Genomic DNA, 20002 nt, shown 5'->3' with positions numbered 1-20002 from the left:
GATAGGGTCAGGTCATGCATGACGACCGGCGAATTATCGAGGACCGCATTCGGCGTTTCGTCGATAAGCGGCTGAACTGCGCCATCTACGTCGATTCGGCGCCGCTGACACTGACGGCGTGGACCGCACCGGGGGAGCCGGTCCCGTTCGCCGAGGCGGCGTCCCAGGAATTCACCGAGATCACTCCCGGGACGCCCTGGGGACCACCCTGGTCGACGATGTGGCTGCACGTGACTGGAACCGTTCCGGAGCGGTGGCGCGGCCGGTCCGAGGGTGCCCCGGAGATTAGGGTCGAACTCGGCTTCACCGGCGGGCCGGGCTTCAACGCCGAGGGGTTGGTGTACCGGCCCGACGGCACCGTGGTGAAGGGCATCGCGCCGCGCAACGCGTTCGTGCCCATCGACGATCCGGACGCCCCGGTGGACTTCTACATCGAGGCTGCCGCCAACCCGGACATCGGCAAGCATTTCTGGTCGCCAATGCCATTGGGAGACAAGGCCACTTCCGGTGATGAGGCGCTGTACCGGCTGGGTGGTATCGACCTTGCGCTGCGCGACCTGAACCTGTGGGGGCTGCAGCAGGACATCGCAACCCTGGACGGGCTGATGCATACGCTCCCCGAGGACCTGCCGCGCCGCCACGAGATTCTGCGCGCGCTGGAACGCATGGTGGACACGGTGGATCCCGAGGATCTCGCGGGTACCGCGGCCGACGGACGTGCCGAACTCGCCGAGGTGCTGGCGCGCCCAGCGTATGCCAGTGCCCATCGGATCACCGCCGTCGGGCACGCTCATATCGACTCGGCGTGGCTGTGGCCGGTGCGTGAGACGGTCCGTAAGTGTGCACGGACCTTCTCGAACATGGTCGACCTGATGGACCGGCATCCAGACTTCCGATTCGCCTGCTCCTCGGCGCAGCAGTACGCGTGGATCAAGGACAAGTACCCCACCCTGTTCGCTCGCATCAAGGAGAAAGTTGCTGCGGGACAGTTCATTCCGGTGGGCGGAATGTGGGTTGAGGCCGATACGAACATGCCCGGCGCGGAGGCGATGGCCCGCCAGTTCGTGGCGGGCAAGCAGTTCTTCCTCGACGAGTTTGGGATCGACACCCCGGAGGTGTGGCTGCCCGACTCGTTCGGCTACTCCGCGGCGATGCCCCAGATCGTCACCGCTGCCGGTTCGGAATACTTTTTGACACAGAAGATTTCGTGGAACTCAGTCAACCGGATGCCGCATCACACCTTCATCTGGGAAGGGATCGACGGCACCGGGGTGTTCACGCATTTCCCGCCCGTCGACACCTACAACTCCGATCTGGGCGGCGGCGACCTCGCGCATGCGCAGCGCAACTACCGCGACTCCGGGGCGGGCACCATGTCGCTGGTGCCCTTCGGCTACGGAGACGGGGGCGGCGGCCCCACCCGCGAAATGCTTGCCTACGCCACGCGCAAGCGGTCGCTGGAAGGCTCACCCACGGTGGCCCTGGGTACCCCGGCGGAGTTTTTTGCCGCCGCCCAAGCCGAGTACGCCAACCCGCCGCGCTGGTCCGGTGAGCTCTACCTGGAGCTGCACCGCGGCACGTACACCTCGCAGGCGAACACCAAGCAGGGCAACCGACGCAGCGAGCACTTGCTGCGCGAGGCAGAGCTATGGGCGGCGACGGCAGCGGTGCACGCCGGACACGAGTACCCGTACGACGAGCTGGACGAGATCTGGAAGCTGGTGCTGCTGCAGCAGTTCCACGACATCCTGCCCGGCAGCTCCATCGCCTGGGTGCACCGGGACGCCGAACGGAACTACGCGGCGATCGCGACGAGGCTGGAAGCCATCATCGAATCCGCGACGCGGAGCCTGGCGGGCCAGGGTGACCACAGACTGGCCTTCAATGCTGCGCCGCACGATCGCGACGGGGTACCCGCGCTGGGCGCCGCTGTCGCCGATCAGCCCACCTCCGTCACTCCCGTGACGAGTGACGGAGGGTTCCTGCTGGACAACGGGATTCTGGCGGCCACCTTCGATGCCGACGGTCTGTTGGTCTCCCTCGTCGATGCTGCCAGCGGCCGGGAGGCCATGGCGGCGCCGGGGAATCTGCTGCAGTTGCATCGCGATACGCCGAACCAGTGGGACGCCTGGGATATCGACGGCTTCTACCGGAACACCGTCACCAATCTGACGCCGGCGAGCTCGGTTGCCGCCGCGGACGGTGCGCTGGTGATCAAGCGCGAATTCGGCAATTCACACCTTGTGCAACGCATCACGCTGCAGGATGGCGCGCCCGCACTGGACATCGAGATCGATATCGACTGGCACGAGTCCGAGAAGCTGCTCAAATTGGCGTTCCCGTTCGACGTGCAGGCCGACCGATCGGCGTCGGAAACCCAGTTCGGCCATGTGTATCGGCCCACGCACGCCAACACCTCGTGGGACGAAGCCAAGTTCGAGATCTGCGCGCACCGCTGGGTGCATGTGGGCGAATCCGGATACGGCGTGGCGGTGGCCAACGATTCGACCTACGGACATGACATCAGCAGACGTGGCACCACCACCGTGGTGCGGATGTCCCTTTTACGTGCCCCGCTTTTCCCGGATCCCGATTGCGATCAGGGACATCACCGATTGAGGTTCTCGGTGCGGCCCGGTGCGACGATCGGCGACGCCGTCGAGCAGGGGTACCGGCGCAACCTCGACACGCGAGTTGTCGACGGCGCCGCGGCGAGCATCGAACCTCTTGTCAGCCTGGATAACCCGGCCGTCATCGTGGAGTCGGTGAAGCTGGCCAACGACCGCAGCGGTGATCTGATCGTCCGGCTCTACGAGTCGCGCGGTGGACGGGCCGATGTGAGCATCCATGCGAATTTCAGCCACGACGGGGTGGCCGTGACCGATCTGCTGGAACGGCCGATCGAGTATCCGGATGCGATCAAACTCTGGGTCAACGATATTCAACTGACATTGCGTCCGTTCAAGATTCTGACGCTGCGATTCACTCGTGTAGGAAGGCGTGCATGACCGAGCCCAAGGCATCCAGTATCTACATTGCCTCACCCGAAGGTGATACCGGAAAGTCCACCGTCGCACTGGGTGTGATGCATCGGCTGGCCGCCTCGGTGGCACGCGTGGGCGTGTTCCGCCCCATCGCGCGGTCCGGGGAAAGTGTGGACTACATCCTGGAACTGCTACTGGAGCAGAGCACCGCCGACATCGCCTATGAGGACTGTCTGGGCGTCTCGTACCACGATCTCCATCAGGATCCAGATGCGGCGATCGCCCAGATCGTCGACAGGTACCACGCGGTCGCGGAGCGCTGTGATGCCGTAGTGATTGTCGGCAGCGACTACACCGACGTCGCGAGTCCCAGCGAGCTGAGTACCAACGCCCGCATCGCGGTCAATCTCGGCGCACCGGTTCTGTTGACCATCAAGGGATTCGGTCGAACTCCGGACGAGGTGGCGGCCCTTGCCGAGGTCTGTCTCGGCGAGCTCAAGGTGCAGCGTGCGCACACCGCCGCCATTGTGGCCAACCGGTGTAATCCCGATCAGCTGGACGAGGTGCGCCAGGCGTTATCGCGTTTCGACAAGCCCGCCTGGGTGCTGCCCGAGGTACCGCTGCTGGTCTCGCCGTCGGTAGAAGAGCTCATGAAAGCGGTGAAGGGCTCGTTGGTCAGCGGCGACGAGGCGCTACTGTCCCGCGAGGCTACCAGCTTCATGGTGGCGGGCATGACCGCCGAGCACTGTTTGGAGCGCCTGCAAGAGGGGCAGGCCGTCATCTTCCCCGCCGACCGATCCGATGTGCTGCTGGCGGTGGCGAGCGCGCATGTGGCGGAAGGATTTCCATCGCTGTCCGCGATCATCCTCAACGGTGGACTGAAGCTGCACCCGCGGATCGCCGACCTGGTGGACGGGATCGGGCTGCGGTTGCCGATCATCGAGACGGATTCGGGCACATTCGAGACCGCGAGCGCCGCAGCGCATGCCCGCGGCCGGGTCACGGTGGCTTCGGCCCGCAAGATCGACACCGCGCTGGCGCTGATGGATCGATATGTTGATGGCGCGGATCTCATCGCGCAGCTGGCCATTCCGATTCCCTCGGTCACCACGCCGCAGATGTTCGAGTATCAGCTGCTGGATCGGGCGCGGGACAACCGTAAGCGCATCGTGCTCCCGGAGGGCGACGACGACAGGATCCTCAAGGCGGCCGGGCGGCTGCTGCAGCGCCAGGTCGCAGATCTGACAATCCTGGGTGAAGAGGCGGAAATTCGTTCCCGCGCAGCCGAGCTGGGTGTGGACATCTCGAATGCCCTGGTGGTCAGCCCCAAGACCAGTGAGCTCGCCGAGCAGTTCGCGGGCCAGTACTTCGAGCTGCGCAAGCACAAGGGCATGACTCCTGATCGTGCGCGCGAGATCATGCGCAACGTCTCGTACTTCGGCACCATGCTGGTGTACAACGACATCGTCGACGGCATGGTGTCGGGCGCGGCGCACACCACCGCGCACACCGTGCGTCCCGCCTTCGAGATCATCAAGACCAACCCGGATGTCTCCACGGTGTCCAGCATCTTCCTGATGTGCCTGGCCGACCGGGTATTGGCCTATGGCGACTGCGCCATCGTGCCCGACCCCACCTCCGAGCAGCTGGCCGATATCGCCATCTCCTCGGCGCGCACGGCTGCCCAGTTCGGCATCGACCCGCGGGTTGCGATGCTGTCCTACTCGACGGGAAACTCGGGTAGCGGTGCCGAGGTCGAAAAGGTTCGTATTGCAACCGAATTGGTTCGTACCAGGCAGCCCGAGCTGCTGGTCGAGGGTCCCATCCAGTACGACGCGGCAGTGGAGCCCTCGGTGGCGGCCACCAAGATGCCCGACTCCCCGGTCGCCGGACGCGCGACGGTGCTGATTTTCCCTGACCTCAACACCGGGAACAACACCTACAAGGCGGTGCAACGCAGCGCCGGGGCCATCGCCATCGGGCCTGTGCTGCAGGGCTTGCGCAAACCCATCAATGATCTCTCCCGCGGCGCTCTGGTGGAGGACATCGTCAACACGGTCGCGATCACCGCGATCCAGGCTCAGGACCTGACCCGATGAGCGCGGTACTGGTCCTCAACTGCGGCTCGTCTTCGGTGAAATACCAGCTCATCGAACCGGATTCGGGCCGGGTGGACGCGCACGGGCTGGTTGAGCGCATCGGTGAAGAGCCGGTCCGCAATCACGAAGAGGCACTGCGGCTGGTTTTCGACTCCATCAACACCGACGACGTGGTGGTGGTGGGCCATCGTGTGGTGCACGGCGGACAGAAGTTCCACGAGCCGACGGTGCTCGACGACGCCGTGGTCGCGCAGATCGCGGAGCTGTCGTCACTGGCGCCGCTGCACAATCCGGCCGGTGTGCAGGGCATCGAGGTGGCCCGCCGCCTGCTACCCGATGTGCCGCAGGTGGCGGTGTTCGACACCGCGTTCTTCTACAGCCTGCCGCCAGCGGCGGCCACCTATGCGCTCGATCGTGAGGTCGCCGAGCGATACGGCGTGCGGCGCTATGGATTCCACGGCACCTCGCATCAATACGTGTCACAGCAGGCCGCCAGCTACCTGGGACGCGCGTACGCCGACATCAACCAGATCGTGCTGCACCTGGGTAACGGCGCATCGGCGTCGGCGATCCTGCATGGCCGCGCCGTGGAGACCTCGATGGGCCTCACTCCGCTGGAGGGCCTCGTGATGGGCACCCGTACCGGCGATATCGACGCCGGCATCGTGTTCCATTTGGCGCGCCATGGCATGAGCATCGATGAGATCGACACGGTGTTCAACCGCCGTTCCGGCATGCTCGGACTCTGCGGGGCCAACGATTTTCGTGAAATTCATCGGCTGATCGAGGCGGGAGACGCATCGGCGCAGCTTGCGTACAACGTTTATGTGCACCGGCTGCGCAAGTACATTGGCGCCTACATCGCGACATTGGGTGGCGCCGATGTCATCTCCTTCACCGCCGGGGCGGGCGAGAACGACGCAGTGCTGCGTGCCGATGCCATGGCCGGACTCGAAGTGCTCGGCATAGAGCTCGATCCGGAACGAAACCTGTTGAGATCCAGCGAAATTCGCCGCATCTCCACCGATGATTCACGGGTGACGGTGCTGGTGGTGCCCACTAACGAGGAACTGGCCATCGCCAGGGCGGCGGTGGGGGCGGCTCTAAAGCAGTGAGGTCGGCCGGGTGGCGTTGGCCAGATCAACCAGTGCATAACGGTGGGCGCGCTCGGTGGCCCGGCGGGCCAGCGCCCGCAGGCTCCGCTCAACACCTTGGCGCAGGCCGCGTTTGGTGAACGGGACACCCAGGATGTGGTGTCCGGTCGAATGATTGGTCTTGATCCAGTCCAGTGCGGTCCCGAGCACCAGCGCACGGATCTGCAGCACGCGCGGTTCCGTCTCGGGTAGTGCTTCCACCCTGCGGGCCGCCTCGCGGATGTCGTCCTCGGTGACCTCGGTGAGCGTACGACCCGAAAGTAGGGTGACGGCACTGGTGAGGCGCGCGGTGGTGAAATGGCGCGACGTGGGGGGCACGTTGTCGAGCATGCGCACCGCCTCGGCTCGCTCCCCGCGGGAGGCCAGGGTGCGAGCCAACCCGTATCCCGCGGAGATGACGCTGTTGTCGGTGGACCAGACGGTGCGGTAGAAGTCGAGGTTCTTCTCGTCATTGCCCAGTTCGGCGGTGGCGGCAAGTGCCATCTTGGGGGCGATCTCACCGGGCAAGAAGTCCAGAACGGCGGTGAAATGCTTTGTGGCTTGGTCGTAGTCACCGTTGAGAAGGGCCGCCATGCCGCGGTACCAGGTCAGTCGCCACGGGGTGCCTACCCTGTCTTCGAGCTGATCCAGCTTGCTGTTGGCCTTGGCGACATCGCCCAGATCGAGGAGCGCGCGTGCCTCCATGAGGGGCAGCTCCATCGATTCGGTCAGGTCCACGCCGTCGGCGTCGATGCGGCCCAGGCGGGCGGCCTTCAAGGATTCGAGGGTCTGTATCGGCTGGCTCAGCACGGTCGCCTGCAGGATGGCGGCACCCACGTCGGTGGGGTCGAGAAGCGGAACCTGAAGAGCCGTCACGATATCCGGCGCCGTCAGGCTCGGCGGGTGAGCCAGTCCATCGACGTAGACGTCGGTGTGGGCTACCAGCAGGTCGACCCCGAAGGTGGACCGGGACGGGCTGAACAGAGTGGACATACCCGGGCGTGGTGTGCCTGAGTCCAGCGCCACCACCTCGCGTAGTACTCCCACCAGCTGAGTGGCCATCTCCTCGGCGCTGCCGAATCGAGCGGTGGGATCGGGATCGATGGCCCGGCGCAAAAGTCGGTGATACGAGTCGTACTTGGCGAGCACCGGATCTTCGTTGGGCAGCCCGTCCTTGTATCGGCCCTTGCGGGTGGGCATGCGCAGGGTCAGCGCCGCGAGGGTGCGCCCCACCGTGTAGATATCCGACGCGACAGTGGGCCCGGTCCTGGAGATTTCGGGTGCCTGGTAGCCGGGAGTTCCGTACAGGTTGCCGTAGGCGTTGACCGCGGCCACCGCGCCCAGGTCGATGAGTTTGAGCTGCTCCTCGGTGACCATGATGTTCTCGGGCTTGAGGTCGTTGTAGGTGAGCCCAACCGAGTGCAGAAAGCCCAGTGCGGGAAGAATTTCCAGCATGTAGGCAATGGCCTGTGCGACGGGTAGGGTCTTGCCCTTGGGCTGTTTGAGCGAGGTACCGCCGACGTACTCCATCACGATGTATCCGACCGGATTCCCGTGCTGGTCGGGGTGTTCGACGAAGTTGAAGATCTTCACGATCGAGGGGTGCGCCACCTCGGCGAGGAATCGCCGCTCGGCCATTGCGATGTTCTGTGCTTCGGCGTCGCCGGAATGCACCAGACCCTTGAGCACTACCGGACGGTCGTTGACGTTGCGGTCCACCGCGAGGTAGATCCATCCCAGACCGCCATGGGCGATGCAACCCTTGATGGCGTACTGCCCGGCAATCACATCGCTGGGATTCAGCTGCGGCAGAAAGGAAAAGGTGGACCCACAGGCCGGGCAGGTGCCCTCACTGCAGGCGGGGCCATCCTCCGTGGAGCGGCCCACCGGTTTACCGCAGTTCCAGCAGAATCGTTTGGACTCTTCGACGACCGGATTGGTCATCAAGGCGGCCAGTGGATCGATTTCCGGAACACGCGGGATCTCGACCAGGCCGCCGCCGAGCCGGCGGGTGGGGGAGAGCCGGACTCGTGTGGTGGTGGCGCGGACCTCTGGCTGTGTGGTGGGTTGGGTGGTGGGCTGGGTGAAATCGGGGGCACGGAACACGGCCTGGGTAGCCATGGGGCGCATCGTGGACGCGGAGTCCGCATCCAGGTCCGCCAGGGATGCGGGCCGCGTGCCCGGACCTTCGTCTTCGTCCGCGTCGTCGACCAGATCCTCTGGGTCTTCCAGGCTGCCGGGATCTTTACTCATCAGTCCCGGTACTTTGCGCTCGGAGGTGCGGGGGCGGGCCCCAGCACGCTCAGCCATTTGCGGTACAAGGCATTCCAGGTGCCGTCGCGCCGGATGCGTTCCAGGGTGCGATTGACGTACCGGACCAGATCGGTGTTCTCCAGCTTCATGCCGATTCCGTACGGCTCATCGCTCATGTTGGGCCCGATGATGTGCAGGTACGGATCCTGGGACATCAGGCCGGCGAGTATCGAGTCGTCGGTGCTCACCGCGTCGACCTGGCGTTGTTGCAGTGCCACAAGGCAATCCGCCCATGTCACCACCGACATGATGACCGGCGGCGGGGTGATCTGCGAGAGCCGGTTCAAGGAAGTGGTGCCGCGCGCGGCGCACACCCGTCTGCCGGAGAGGTCCTGTGCGTTGGTGATGCCCGAATCCCTGCTGGTCAGAATCCGTTGGTAGGTCATCAGATAGACGGTCGAGAAATTGACCTCCTTGCGCCGTGCGCAGGTGATGGTCATGGTCTTCACCACGATGTCGACGGTCGAGTTCTTCAATGCCGCGATGCGATCTGCCGAGGACAGAATCCGGTACTCCACCCGCTCGGGGGTGCCGAAGATGTCGCGAGAGATCTCCCCGGCGATATCGACATCGAATCCGGTCAGTTCCCCGGTGATCGGGTCGCGGAAGCTGAACAAGTTGCTTCCGATGTCCAACCCGACGATGAGCCGGCCGCGCCTGCGGATCGCCGCGACCGCGTCATCGTTGGCGGCCCGGTCGTTGGTGGGCCGCAGACTCGCGGTGGGGTCGCATGAGGTGTCGACCTTGGTCAGCGGCGCGAGGTTGGGTTCCTGCTCGGTCATCTCGGCGGGGGTCGGCCTCGGCACGGTGAGTTGTGGCAGCGGAGTGGAGTTCTCGGGCGTCGAGCATCCGGCCAGCACGGTGGCGATGACCGCCAACGCGGCGAGTCTGCGTGCCGTGCCCTGCGTCGCTGTTCTCATCATCGGTACTCGCTCAGCCTCGGCCACAGACCGACTCCCACGCATATTGCGCCGCCCACCGAGAGGATCAACGCGCCCGCGGAGGACAAGGTCAACGCGCGTTCGGCATTGAGAACACCCGAGCGGAGTTGGCGGCGGCTGTCCTGAACGCCGTTGCGCAGCGCCGCATCGAGGCTGTCGAAGGCCGGTGTCGAGTCCGATTCGCTGCTGCCCAGTGCCACCTGGGTGGCGGCCTGGTAGTTGCCGACGCCGATGTAGGCGTTGATCCGGTCATCGGCCTGCCGCCACCTGGTGAGCAGCTGCTGCGCCCGCTCCAGGTCCGCGCGGGCAATGGCATCCGGGTTGCTCAGATACTCGCCGATCTTGCGGTCCATCTCGTCGATGCGGTCGTAATAGGACTTCTTGCGCACACTCTCATCGCCGCGGCGGATCAGTGCCAGCGTCTCGTCGGCGCGGGCCTGCTGAGCCGAGATGACCAGTTGAGTGATGGTTTTCAGCGAGTGGGCGCCGCCGTTGCGCGCGTCGGTGCCCAGCGAGGCAGAGACGGCCAGTGCGATACCCACCCAAACCACCATAAGCAGTAGGGCCGCGCCGCCCGCCAGCATGCCGGGATTGATGAGGCGCCGCGTCTGCTTGGACAACCAGCGATGGCCCAGGACCCCACCGATCATGGTGGCCAGCACGATGAGGATCACCGGGAAGGGCACCCGGGTGGATGCGCTGGTTTCCTGATCGACGCGGTTAGACGTTTCCTCGTAGAGGAGCTGCGCGTCCGGAAGGATCGTGTGCTGCATCAGTGCGGAGGCCTCGCTCAGGTACGAGGCGCCGACAGGATTACTGGCCCGATTGTTGGTGCGCGCGGTCTCGACGAGTCCGGTGTAGACCGACAGTTCGGCGTTGATGCGGCTCAGTAGCTCCTGCATCGGCCGGTCGGTGAGACCGCTGGACGCGGCGACGAGTGCGGTCGAGGCATCGGTGATGGCCTGCTCGTACCGTTCACGGACGCCCTGCGGTTCGGTGCCCGCGATGAACGCGGTGGTCGCCGCGGCATCGGCGACCGACAGGGTGCTGTACAGCTGCCCGGCGGAGTACGCCAGCGGCTCGGTGTGGTTGAGCACCGTGCTCAGGGCGAGTTGCCGGTTCTGCACGCTCGCCGAAGTGGCCACCGCGGACAGCACGCCGGCGGTGGCCAGGACGATACCGAGCATCAGAATCTTGCCGGGAGTGGACTTGAGGAACCACCACCACGGATGAGCCGGCACGACGGGTGTTGTCGCGCCGACGGGCTCGGTCGACGGGTGTGCTAACCGCGTCGTCCCGACAGTCACCTCTTACCTTCCTCTCCCGGCCTTAATGGGAAGTCTAAGAGCATATTTAGTCTTTGGTGGCTCTACTGTGGACTCTGTGCGTGGCGACGGTGACGGATGGGTTGTCGCTGACACGGGTGCGCGATTCTGGGGGCGGTTCGGTGCAGCGGGTTTGCTGTTGCGCGCACCGCTGGCGAGCGGCCAGCCCGCGGTGCTGCTCCAGCACCGGGCCTGGTGGAGTCATCAGGGTGGCACCTGGGCGTTGCCAGGCGGGGCGCGGGACAGCCATGAGTCGGCCGAGCAGGCGGCGGTCCGGGAGGCAGCCGAGGAAGCGGGAATCGAGCCGGGCGCCATGACCATCCGCTCCTCGGTGGTGACCAAACGCATTGACGGCCAGGCGCACTGGACGTACACGACGGTTGTTGCCGATGCCCCCGAGTTGTTGCCCACCGAGGCCAATCACGAGAGCACCGAGCTGCGATGGGTGCCCGAGGAAAAGATCGAGGGAATGCGGTTGCATCCCGGGTTCAAGTCGGCGTGGCCGCTGCTGCGGGTGGTCGCGACGCTGCAGGGGACATCGAATGGTTTCTCCGGACCCGGCACCGTCGAGCTCGAGCCCGGGCGCTTCGCCTGGCAACTGCCGTAGCGTTCGGTTATGCGTACCGGATTTCTCCTGATGCTGGCCGTGATCACGAGCGTGCTGATGGGTGCCTGCAGCTCAGAGAAAGCCGAGAGCGGGCCGGGCGAGCGCAACGAGGTGGTGGCGACCGCGCTTGCTCGCGTCGAGGCTGACCTGGGTAAACCCGTCAAACTGGACGTGAAGACGTTCAAGAGTGCTGACGACTGGGCGCTGGTCGACGGTCAACTGCAGGACACCGGCGGCTCCGCCCCCAGCCGGTATGAGGGCCTGCTCAGAAAGACCGGCCCGAAGTGGACCATTCTCGAGAGCGTGATCGGGTCCACCGATGCGCAGTGGGTGGGCTGGAAGGCGAAGTATCCGGAGGCTCCGGCGCAGATCTGGCCCTGAGGCGTACGCCGAGCGCATACCGGGTGCGGCAGATCTGCGTGGTCTACGTGCGTGCGGTATGCGCCGGGTGAACTAGCTCGCGAAGGGACGCTGCCGCCGCACCGGGATCGACCGACGCGGTGATCGCCCGCACCACGACAATCCGCGACGCTCCGGCCGCGACCACCTCAGGCACCCGCGCCTCGTCGATACCGCCGATCGCGAACCAGGGCTTGGCAGTTCCGAGCGCTGCGGCCGTGCTGACAAGTTCGAGACCGGCGGCGGTACGGCCCGGTTTGGTGGGGGTCGGCCAGCACGGCCCGCAGCAGAAGTAGTCGACCTCGGTATCCAGGGCCGCCTGGCGGGCCTGAGCAGCGTCATGTGTGGACCGGCCGATCAGCACGTCCGGACCGACGATCTCCCTGGCGACCGCAAGAGGCAGGTCATCCTGGCCGAGATGCAGGATGTCGGCCCCGGCCGCGCGGGCGATATCGGCACGGTCGTTGACCGCGAACAATGCGCCGTGACGTGCGGCGGCCGCACCGAGAACAGCCAGGCACTCCAGTTCTTCGGTGGGCTCAAGCCGCCCGAACTGCTGCTCGCCGACTGATCCCTTGTCGCGCAGCTGCACGATGTCGACCCCGCAGGCAAGGGCGGCATCCACGAATTCGGCGAGATCGCCGCGCTCGCGGCGCGCGTCGGTACAGAGATAGAGGTGGGCAGACCCAAGCCGGGCCGAACGCGGGTGCATAGTCGAAGACGCTAGCGTTGTAGGTGTAAGTAACGCGGGAGCCCCAGGATGAGCGGGCTGAGAGTGGGCCAACGAATCCGGCCCTGACCGTCCGACCTGATCCGGGTCATGCCGGCGAAGGGAGTGACTCCGATTGTGATGTCGTCTCAACCAGGCTCTGTCGCCGTCATCGGCGGCGGGGTCATCGGGCTTTCCGTCGCACGTGAAGCTGCCCGCCGCGGCTGGCAGGTCACCGTCCACGACGACGGCCGAAAGGGCCCGTCCTGGGTGGCGGGCGGCATGCTTGCGCCCTACAGCGAGGCCTGGCCCGGTGAGGATGACCTGCTGGATCTGGGTATCGAATCCCTCGGGATCTGGCGCGACGGCTTCATCGACGAGGACGTGGCAGGCGCGGTGATCACCGCGCGGGGGTCACTTACCGTGGCCGTCGACACGGCCGACGTCGGTGAGCTGAGGACCATGGCGGACTGGCTGGCCGGGCGCGGTCATACCGTTGCCGCGACCACCAATGCCCGCGACATCGAGCCGCTGCTGGCGCAGAACATCCGCCGCGGATTCACCGCGCCCGAAGAACTCGCCGTCGACAATCGCGCGGTGTTGGATGTGTTGGCCACCGAATGCGAGGCGCTCGGTGTGCGTAAGGGCCCTGCGGTTACCCACACCGAAGACGCATCCGCCGATCAGATCGTGATCGCGAACGGGGTGCAGGCGGCAACACTCGCGAATCTGCCGATTCGTCCGGTGAAGGGCGAGGTACTGAGGCTGCGACGGCGACCCGGCGCGATGCCCCCGCCCGCGAACGTGATCCGGGCGCGGGTACACGGACGCCATGTCTACCTGGTGCCCCGGCACGACGGTGTCGTCGTGGGCGCCACGCAGTACGAGCATGGCCACGACACCGCGCCTGCCGTGGCGGGCGTGCGGGATCTGCTCGACGACGCGTGCGCGGTGCTGCCCTGTCTGGGGGAGTACGAATTCGCCGAATGCGCGGCGGGTCTGCGCCCGATGACCGATGACAATCTGCCCATGGTGGGCAGGATCGACGATCGGACTCTCGTGGCCGCCGGTCATGGCCGTTCGGGGTTTCTCCTCGCGCCGTGGACGGCGAAGACGATCGGGGTGGTGCTTGACGGAGGCCAGCCGCCGGATGCCGTCGATCCCCGCCGGTTTGAGAAGGCACATAGTCAGGAGGCCCGATGAACATTCAGGTAAATGGTGATGCGCGCGAGGTCACCGAGGGTGCCAACATCTGGCAGCTGCTCGACCAACTGGGCTTTCCCGAGTGCGGTATCGCGGTAGCTATCAACCACACCGTCGTGCCCAAATCCGATTGGGACACCACGGTTTCCGACGGCGCCCTGGTCGAAGTCGTCACCGCGGTGCAAGGGGGGTAGGTGCTGTGGTTAGTGCAGACGAACCGCTGTGTATCGCGGGCCGCTCATTCGGTTCGCGGCTCATCATGGGCACCGGTGGCGCCGCGAATCTCTCGATTCTGGAAAGGGCACTGCTGGCCTCCGGTACCGAGCTGACTACCGTCGCGATCCGGCGGGTGGATGCTTCCGGGGGCACTGGAGTGCTGGATCTGCTCAAGCGACTCGACATCATGCCGTTGCCCAACACCGCGGGATGTCGCGGCTCCGCCGAGGCCGTGCTGACCGCGCAACTGGCCCGTGAGGCGCTGGAGACCAACTGGATCAAGTTGGAGGTGATCGCCGACGAACGCACGCTTCTTCCCGATGCCGTGGAGTTGGTGCGTGCGGCCGAGCAACTCGTGGACGACGGGTTCGTGGTACTGCCTTACACGACCGACGATCCGGTGCTGGCTCGCAGATTGGAAGACGTGGGATGCGTCGCGGTGATGCCACTCGGAGCGCCCATCGGCACCGGGTTGGGCATCACCAACACACATAACATCGAGATGATTGTGGCGGCCGCCGGAGTGCCGGTGATCCTGGACGCGGGAATCGGCACCGCCAGCGATGCCGCACTCGCGATGGAACTCGGCTGCGATGCCGTGCTGCTCGCGACGGCCGTGACCCGCGCCGCCGATCCCGAGCGCATGGCCGCGGCCATGGCAGCAGCCGTAACCGCCGGGCACCTCGCGCGTCACGCCGGCCGCATACCCCGTCGATTTTGGGCCCAGGCCTCCAGCCCGGCACCGGACGGACCCGCAGTGCAATAGCTGGCATAGTGGGCCGCATGATCGAACTGCGGTCGCTGACCAAGGTCTATGGGCAGACCCCGGCGGTCGATGACCTCTCGGTAACCATCGAGCCGGGCGTCGTGACCGGGTTCCTTGGACCCAATGGGGCAGGTAAGTCGACGACGTTGCGCATGATCGTCGGGCTGGCTCGCCCGACGTCCGGGACCGCGACTATCGGTGGCAAGCAGTATCACGAGATCGACCATCCGCTGCGCGAGGTTGGGGCGCTGCTGGATCCCAAGCAGTTTCACCCCAATCGGACGGCGCGTAACCACTTGAGGTGGATCGCCGCTGCCAATGACATTCCTTCCCGGCGGGTGGACGAAGTGCTGGAGATGGTCGGGCTGACCGACGTGGCCGGTCGTCATGCCGGCACCTTCTCCCTGGGCATGTCGCAGCGCCTGGGCATTGCCGTGGCACTGCTCGGCGATCCCCAGGTATTGCTGTTCGATGAGCCGGTCAACGGCCTGGACCCCGAGGGCATCCATTGGATTCGGACTCTGATGCAGAGTCTGGCCGCACAGGGCCGCACGGTGCTGGTCTCCAGTCACCTGCTTTCTGAAATGGCCAACACGGCAGACCAATTGGTGGTCATCGGCCGCGGCCGGCTTATCGCGGCGACATCTATGCATGAGTTCGTCAGTCGGGCCGGTGCCGATGTGGTGCGGGTGCGCAGTCCTCAGCTCGAGACCTTGCGCACGGCGGCGGAGGAAAGTGGCTTCTCGGTGCACGTTTCTGAACACGGTGGAGAGGCAAGCGTGCTGGAAATCAGCGGTGCTCTTATCGAACAGGTTGGCGAGCTTGCCGCACGTCGTGGCGTCACGTTGTACGAACTTTCCCCGCAACGGGTTTCGTTGGAGGACGCGTACCTGTCGCTGACCGATGATGCCGTGCAGTACCGCAGCCAGGTGTCTGCGGACGCAGTTGCGGACGCGGAGGGTGTTCGCTGATGGGCGTTATCGCGGCCGAGCGGATCAAGGTATCCACCTCGCGTTCTGCGGTGTGGTGCAGCCTGCTTGCCCTGGCCTTGGGTTTGGGATTGGCGGGCCTGCAGGGCGGATCGGCCTCTGTGTACGCGCCGATCACCCCTGGTGACGCCGCGGGCGGTGCGACTGTCGTGGGGGTGCCGCTGCTGATGGTGCTCGCCGCGATGACGGTGACCAATGAGAATCGAACCGCAATGGTGCGAACCACCTTTCAGGCCTCGCCCAACAGGTTGTCGGTAATTGGCGCCAAGGCCCTGGTCGCGGGGGTCTGGGTGGCAGCGGTCACCGCGGTCACCACGCTGACCTCGATCGTGCTGGTGCGCGCCATGGCCGGACCGGTGGCGGGCGCGAACTTGACGCTCGACAGTGCTGGCGTGTGGAACACGATTGGTTCGGTGAGCGTGTACGCGTTCTTGTGTGCGGTACTCGCGGTGGCGATAGGGGTGTTGCTGAAGCACACCGCGGGTGCTGTTGCGGTGCTGCTGTTGTGGCCGACGGTGCTCGAGTTGATGCTGGGCTGGCTCACTGATGCCGGAAAGGCGTTGCAGCCCTTCCTTCCTTTCGCGAACGGAATCAGGTTTACCGGTGTGCCGTGGTACACCTCCGACGGTGTGCGCTTCGTTTGGGGCACCACCGGCTCTCTCATCTACTTTGCTACCGTGGTTGTCATCACGCTCGCTGCGGCCCTGGCCGTCGTGCAGCGACGCGACGTCTAAGTCGGACAAGGGAGAACCATGGGGACCAAGCGGGTTGTGTGTGCGGTTGCGGTGTCCGCGGTATGCGCACTGGCGACAGCGACGGCGTGCGATCGGGATGGCGGCGACGCACCCCGCTCGGTGCCGCAGGCAGGCTCCGCGGAGGCGGTTGGTTTCGCGCACTCGCTTCACGAGAAGGTGACCGTCGACAACGTCGTGAAGCACCTCGCGGAGCTTCAGGGGATCGCCGACAAGAACAACAACACTCGGGCGGTGGGCACTCCCGGCTTCGATCAGAGTGTCGACTATGTGGTAAAGACACTGAAAGACAAGGGATTCGACGTACAGACGCCCGAGTTCGACTTCAAGTACTTCCAGGCTAAATCGTTGGATCTGACGGTCGGCTCCAAGAAGATCGACGCCGCAGTGCTGTCGTACTCACCGGGCGGTCAGGTTCAGGGACGGCTGGTCGCGGCCCGTGCGGAAGAATCGCCGGGCTGCACCGCCGAGGATTACGACGGTCTGGATGTCAAGGGCGCCGTGGTCCTGGTCGACCGTGGAGCGTGCCCGTTCGCCGAGAAGGAGAGGGCTGCCGCCGAGCGCGGCGCGGTCGGCCTGATCGTCGCCGACAATGTCGATGAGAGCAAGGCGGGCGGCACCCTCGGTGAAGACGCCACTCCGAAGATTCCGGTGGTCGGCGTCACCAAGTCGGCCGGAGCGGATCTGCGCGCACATCCCGACCAGGTTGTCCTCAAGGTCGATGCCGAGACCAAGGACATCAAGGCGCGCAATGTGATCGCACAGACCAAGACGGGTGCCACCACGGATGTCGTGATGGCCGGTGCCCACCTCGACAGCGTTCCCGAAGGGCCGGGGATCAATGACAACGGCACCGGTACCGCGGCGGTTCTGGAGACCGCGCTGCAGCTGGGGCCGAACCCGGACGTGAAGAACGCGGTGAGATTTGCGTTCTGGGGCGCGGAGGAGGAAGGGCTGATCGGCTCCACCGACTACGTCAAATCCCTGGACGTGGATGCGCTGAAAAACATTGCCTTGTATCTGAATTACGACATGCTCGGTTCGCCGAACGCCGCGTACCTCACCTATGACGGCGACCTGTCCGAAGAAGCCGATCCGAACGAGATTCCGGTGCGTATCCCGGAGGGTTCGGCCGGTATCGAGCGGACCGAGGTCGCCTACCTTGCCGATCAGGGCAAGAAGGCCCACGACACCGAATACGACGGCCGATCGGACTACGACGCATTCAGCAGGGCGGGCATCCCGACCGGCGGCATCTTCTCCGGGGCCGAGGAGAAGATGACCGACGAGGAGGCGCGGGACTGGGGCGGCAAGGCGGGCCAGCCCTTCGATCCGAACTACCACCAGGCGGGCGACAACCTGGCGAACGTGAACAAGGACGCGCTCAAGATCAACGCCGGCGGAGTCGCGTACACCATTGGCTTGTACGCGCAGAGCATTGACGGACGCAACGGTGTGCCCATTCGCGAGGACCGTACCCGGCACAAGCTGAAGGACTAACGGCGGTAACAGGTTCGTTGCAACGTCCCGAAAGGCCTTGGGAACCAACGTTGGTGCGGTAGCGTGTGCGATTGCTCGATTCGCACAACTCCACCGGGGTTCCAAGAGGTTTCATTGAGGTTTGTTTGATGGCGTTGTTTCGGGGACTGGCGCGTGGTTGCGCCCTGCTTGCGATTGCGGCGGTGGCGAGCTGCTGCGCCAACCCGACTCCACCGGGGGCCGGTGCACCGGCGGCACCGAATCCCAATCTCGCAGCCGACCTTGCGCGTTCGGTGACGGTGGACGCGATGATGGCGCACCTGCAACAGCTGCAGCAGGCGGCCGACGCCCACGGCGGGAACCGTGCTGAAGGTACGCCCGGCTACGACGCCAGCGCCGACTACGTGACAAAGGCCTTGAAAGATCGTGGTTTCGAGGTACAGGCCCCGGAGCTGTCCAGGCTGAAGGTACTCACCGAGGGCAAGCCGCTCGTCGACATCGGCGGTCGCCCCTACGCGGTGGATCAGGCTTCCTACTTCGCCCAGACCCCCAAGGGCGGGCTCAAGGCCAACATCATCCGGCCCTCGGGTAAGGCCACTGGTTGTGCCGCGGCCGATTACGGCACCCTCAAGCTCGACGGTCAGATCGCGGTGGTCGACGGCGCCGGATGTTCGGTGGTCGACAAGCACAATGTCGCCAAGGAAAAGGGTGCGGCGGCAGTGCTGGTCGTGATGCAGGCCGGTGCCGGTGAGGGCCTTTTCACACCCAATTACTATGAGCAGCTGTCCATTCCGGTTGGAATCGTCGATTCGGGCGTCGACACCCTGCTGCGCCGCAATTCGTCGCCGATAACCCTGGTGCTGGACATGAACATCGCGAAGGTGCGCTCACGCAGCATCATCGCCCAGACCGCAACGGGTGACCCCGCGAATGTGGTGCTCGCCGGAGCGCACCTGGACAGTGTGGCCAAGGGCCCGGGCATCAACGACAACGGAACCGGTGTGGCCGCGGTCTTGGAGAGTGCGCTGCAGCTCGGACCCAAGCCGGTGATCAACAACGCCGTCAGGTTCGCCTTCTGGGCCGCCGAAGAGGACGGACTGGCCGGGTCGATCGAATACGCCAAGGGCCGCAACGCCGACGAGCTCAATGACATCGCGCTGTACCTGAACTTCGACATGCTCGGTTCGCCCAATGCCGGGTACTTCGTGCTCGACGGTGACCAGTCCGCCGCTAAACCCGACCCGAACCGGCCGCCGCTGGACATTCCGGAAGGGTCCGCGGGTATCGAACGAACCTTCGCTGGATACCTCAACCTGGCGGGCAAGCGACCGGCGGCCGAGGAATTCAACGGTAGATCCGATTACGGGCCCTTCCTGGCCGCCAATATCCCGGTGGGTGGAATCAGCTCGGGTGCGCTGGACAGAATGAGCGGTCCGGAAGCCAAGATGTGGCAGGGACGCGCGGGTCAACCATTTGACCCCAACTACCACGGCCCCAAGGACAACCTCGCGAATGTCGGCAGGGAGGCGCTGGGGATCAACGGTCCGGCGGTGGCCTTTGCCGTCGGCACGTATGCGCTGTCCACCACCGGGCCGAACGGCGTACCGGAGCGCAAAGTTCGGCGACACTCTCCGCAGGATCGCTGAGGCAGCTAGCATCCCAGCGCATGCGAAGAATTCTTGTGCTGCTGGTAGCTCTGGCATCCAGTGCCATGATCGGGCTACCGTCTTCTCCGGTCGTTCATGCCGATCCCGGGGTGAAAATGACCTACCGCGTGACAGCGCAGGACCCGGGGAGTAATCGTCAGGTGGTCATCTCCTACCGCACGGGTAAGGGGGAGAAGGCGGAGAAGTACACCTGGCTCGATCCCTTCGTGCCCTGGACGCACGACATATCGATGACGGCTCGCGAAGCGCAGGTGAGCATATTCAGTGACCAGGGCGGCAATTACCTCGGTGAGATCCTGCGCGACGGCAATGTGATCGCATCGAACTCGGTGTACCTGGACCCGGGCTGGGTGGCGGAACAGAGCGCGCCCTACGGGACGCCGACGGTGCTGGCGCGCGCCAACGTGTCCTAAGCGCCGG

At 65.2% G+C, this 20002-nt stretch carries 17 protein-coding genes and 1 riboswitch; of the genes, 13 read left to right on the top strand and 4 right to left on the bottom strand.

Annotation, left to right across the window (positions count from 1 at the left end; translation table 11 throughout):
* Window positions 1–14: 14 nt before the first annotated feature.
* Genes AOT83_RS06305 through AOT83_RS06295 form a run of 3 tightly spaced genes read left to right on the top strand, consistent with a single transcriptional unit; the run spans window position 15 to window position 6198 of the window.
* Window positions 15–3008 (top strand): glycoside hydrolase family 38 C-terminal domain-containing protein, encoded by a 2994-nt coding sequence (locus AOT83_RS06305; protein ID WP_057964146.1) that lies wholly within the window; start codon window positions 15–17, stop codon window positions 3006–3008.
* Entirely contained in the window at window positions 3005–5083 is a 2079-nt protein-coding gene (gene pta / locus AOT83_RS06300) for a phosphate acetyltransferase (protein ID WP_057964147.1), read from the top strand. The genes AOT83_RS06305 and pta overlap by 4 nt, the downstream gene beginning before the upstream one ends.
* The gene (locus AOT83_RS06295) at window positions 5080–6198 is read left to right on the top strand and encodes an acetate kinase (protein WP_057964148.1); all 1119 of its coding nucleotides are present in this window, start codon (window positions 5080–5082) and stop codon (window positions 6196–6198) included. Before pta ends, AOT83_RS06295 begins: the two co-directional genes overlap by 4 nt.
* Here the strand turns inward: AOT83_RS06295 and AOT83_RS06290 are convergent.
* Genes AOT83_RS06290 through AOT83_RS06280 form a run of 3 tightly spaced genes read right to left on the bottom strand, consistent with a single transcriptional unit; the run spans window position 6187 to window position 10777 of the window.
* Window positions 6187–8469 (bottom strand): serine/threonine-protein kinase PknG, encoded by a 2283-nt coding sequence (locus AOT83_RS06290; RefSeq protein ID WP_057964195.1) that lies wholly within the window; start codon window positions 8467–8469, stop codon window positions 6187–6189. The genes AOT83_RS06295 and AOT83_RS06290 overlap by 12 nt on opposite strands.
* A complete protein-coding gene (locus tag AOT83_RS06285) occupies window positions 8469–9452 on the bottom strand; it encodes a glutamate ABC transporter substrate-binding protein (RefSeq protein WP_030096262.1) in 984 nt (327 codons plus the stop codon). Before AOT83_RS06285 ends, AOT83_RS06290 begins: the two co-directional genes overlap by 1 nt.
* On the bottom strand, window positions 9449–10777 hold the full coding sequence (locus tag AOT83_RS06280) for a hypothetical protein (protein WP_030096263.1): 1329 nt from the start codon (window positions 10775–10777) through the stop codon (window positions 9449–9451). The genes AOT83_RS06285 and AOT83_RS06280 overlap by 4 nt, the downstream gene beginning before the upstream one ends.
* A gap of 76 nt (window positions 10778–10853) precedes the next feature.
* Between AOT83_RS06280 and AOT83_RS06275 the strand changes: the two genes are divergently transcribed.
* Window positions 10854–11402: an NUDIX domain-containing protein gene (locus AOT83_RS06275; protein WP_030096264.1), complete on the top strand. Its 549-nt coding sequence runs from the start codon at window positions 10854–10856 to the stop codon at window positions 11400–11402.
* A 9-nt stretch (window positions 11403–11411) separates the two neighbouring features.
* Window positions 11412–11783: a hypothetical protein gene (locus AOT83_RS06270; RefSeq protein ID WP_030096265.1), complete on the top strand. Its 372-nt coding sequence runs from the start codon at window positions 11412–11414 to the stop codon at window positions 11781–11783.
* Between the two features lie 43 nt (window positions 11784–11826).
* Here AOT83_RS06270 and thiE read toward each other — a convergent pair whose 3' ends face one another.
* Window positions 11827–12513 carry a thiamine phosphate synthase gene (gene thiE, locus AOT83_RS06265; protein ID WP_057964149.1) on the bottom strand — a complete coding sequence of 229 codons (687 nt, stop codon included), beginning with the start codon at window positions 12511–12513 and terminating at the stop codon, window positions 11827–11829.
* 24 nt (window positions 12514–12537) lie between these two features.
* Window positions 12538–12653: riboswitch (TPP riboswitch) on the top strand.
* On the opposite strand from thiE, the gene thiO reads away from it, so the two are divergent.
* The 8 genes from thiO to AOT83_RS06225 all read left to right on the top strand — a co-directional run bounded on the left by thiO (window position 12652) and on the right by AOT83_RS06225 (window position 19995).
* The gene (gene thiO / locus AOT83_RS06260) at window positions 12652–13713 is read left to right on the top strand and encodes a glycine oxidase ThiO (RefSeq protein ID WP_030096267.1); all 1062 of its coding nucleotides are present in this window, start codon (window positions 12652–12654) and stop codon (window positions 13711–13713) included. Its footprint overlaps the riboswitch before it by 2 nt.
* Window positions 13710–13907 (top strand): sulfur carrier protein ThiS, encoded by a 198-nt coding sequence (thiS, locus tag AOT83_RS06255; protein ID WP_057964150.1) that lies wholly within the window; start codon window positions 13710–13712, stop codon window positions 13905–13907. Before thiO ends, thiS begins: the two co-directional genes overlap by 4 nt.
* Window positions 13908–13933: 26 nt before the next feature.
* On the top strand, window positions 13934–14695 hold the full coding sequence (locus AOT83_RS06250; protein WP_199344395.1) for a thiazole synthase: 762 nt from the start codon (window positions 13934–13936) through the stop codon (window positions 14693–14695).
* Window positions 14696–14712: 17 nt separating this feature from the next.
* The gene (locus AOT83_RS06245; protein WP_057964151.1) at window positions 14713–15666 is read left to right on the top strand and encodes an ABC transporter ATP-binding protein; all 954 of its coding nucleotides are present in this window, start codon (window positions 14713–14715) and stop codon (window positions 15664–15666) included.
* Window positions 15666–16418 (top strand): ABC transporter permease, encoded by a 753-nt coding sequence (locus AOT83_RS06240; RefSeq protein WP_057964152.1) that lies wholly within the window; start codon window positions 15666–15668, stop codon window positions 16416–16418. Before AOT83_RS06245 ends, AOT83_RS06240 begins: the two co-directional genes overlap by 1 nt.
* Window positions 16419–16436: 18 nt before the next feature.
* Window positions 16437–17936: a M28 family metallopeptidase gene (locus AOT83_RS06235; protein WP_057964153.1), complete on the top strand. Its 1500-nt coding sequence runs from the start codon at window positions 16437–16439 to the stop codon at window positions 17934–17936.
* Between the two features lie 128 nt (window positions 17937–18064).
* A complete protein-coding gene (locus AOT83_RS06230; RefSeq protein WP_030096273.1) occupies window positions 18065–19561 on the top strand; it encodes a M28 family metallopeptidase in 1497 nt (498 codons plus the stop codon).
* Between the two features lie 38 nt (window positions 19562–19599).
* Window positions 19600–19995 carry a hypothetical protein gene (locus AOT83_RS06225; protein ID WP_030096274.1) on the top strand — a complete coding sequence of 132 codons (396 nt, stop codon included), beginning with the start codon at window positions 19600–19602 and terminating at the stop codon, window positions 19993–19995.
* Window positions 19996–20002: the final 7 nt, after the last annotated feature.

The organism is Mycobacteroides sp. H001, from assembly GCF_001440005.1.
Lineage (GTDB): Bacteria > Actinomycetota > Actinomycetes > Mycobacteriales > Mycobacteriaceae > Mycobacterium > Mycobacterium gwanakae.
This window is presented reverse-complemented; position numbering and strand designations above follow the sequence as displayed.

Bases quoted from the DNA above. Each gene is read 5' to 3' on its own strand.
- AOT83_RS06305 (WP_057964146.1), top strand. From the start codon at position 15: ATGCATGACGACCGGCGAATTATCGAGGACCGCATTCGGCGTTTCGTC.
- pta (WP_057964147.1), top strand. From the start codon at position 3,005: ATGACCGAGCCCAAGGCATCCAGTATCTACATTGCCTCACCCGAAGGT.
- AOT83_RS06295 (WP_057964148.1), top strand. From the start codon at position 5,080: ATGAGCGCGGTACTGGTCCTCAACTGCGGCTCGTCTTCGGTGAAATAC.
- AOT83_RS06290 (WP_057964195.1), bottom strand. From the start codon at position 8,469: ATGAGTAAAGATCCCGGCAGCCTGGAAGACCCAGAGGATCTGGTCGAC.
- AOT83_RS06285 (WP_030096262.1), bottom strand. From the start codon at position 9,452: ATGATGAGAACAGCGACGCAGGGCACGGCACGCAGACTCGCCGCGTTG.
- AOT83_RS06270 (WP_030096265.1), top strand. From the start codon at position 11,412: ATGCGTACCGGATTTCTCCTGATGCTGGCCGTGATCACGAGCGTGCTG.
- thiE (WP_057964149.1), bottom strand. From the start codon at position 12,513: ATGCACCCGCGTTCGGCCCGGCTTGGGTCTGCCCACCTCTATCTCTGT.
- thiO (WP_030096267.1), top strand. From the start codon at position 12,652: ATGTCGTCTCAACCAGGCTCTGTCGCCGTCATCGGCGGCGGGGTCATC.
- thiS (WP_057964150.1), top strand. From the start codon at position 13,710: ATGAACATTCAGGTAAATGGTGATGCGCGCGAGGTCACCGAGGGTGCC.
- AOT83_RS06245 (WP_057964151.1), top strand. From the start codon at position 14,713: ATGATCGAACTGCGGTCGCTGACCAAGGTCTATGGGCAGACCCCGGCG.
- AOT83_RS06240 (WP_057964152.1), top strand. From the start codon at position 15,666: ATGGGCGTTATCGCGGCCGAGCGGATCAAGGTATCCACCTCGCGTTCT.
- AOT83_RS06235 (WP_057964153.1), top strand. From the start codon at position 16,437: ATGGGGACCAAGCGGGTTGTGTGTGCGGTTGCGGTGTCCGCGGTATGC.
- AOT83_RS06230 (WP_030096273.1), top strand. From the start codon at position 18,065: ATGGCGTTGTTTCGGGGACTGGCGCGTGGTTGCGCCCTGCTTGCGATT.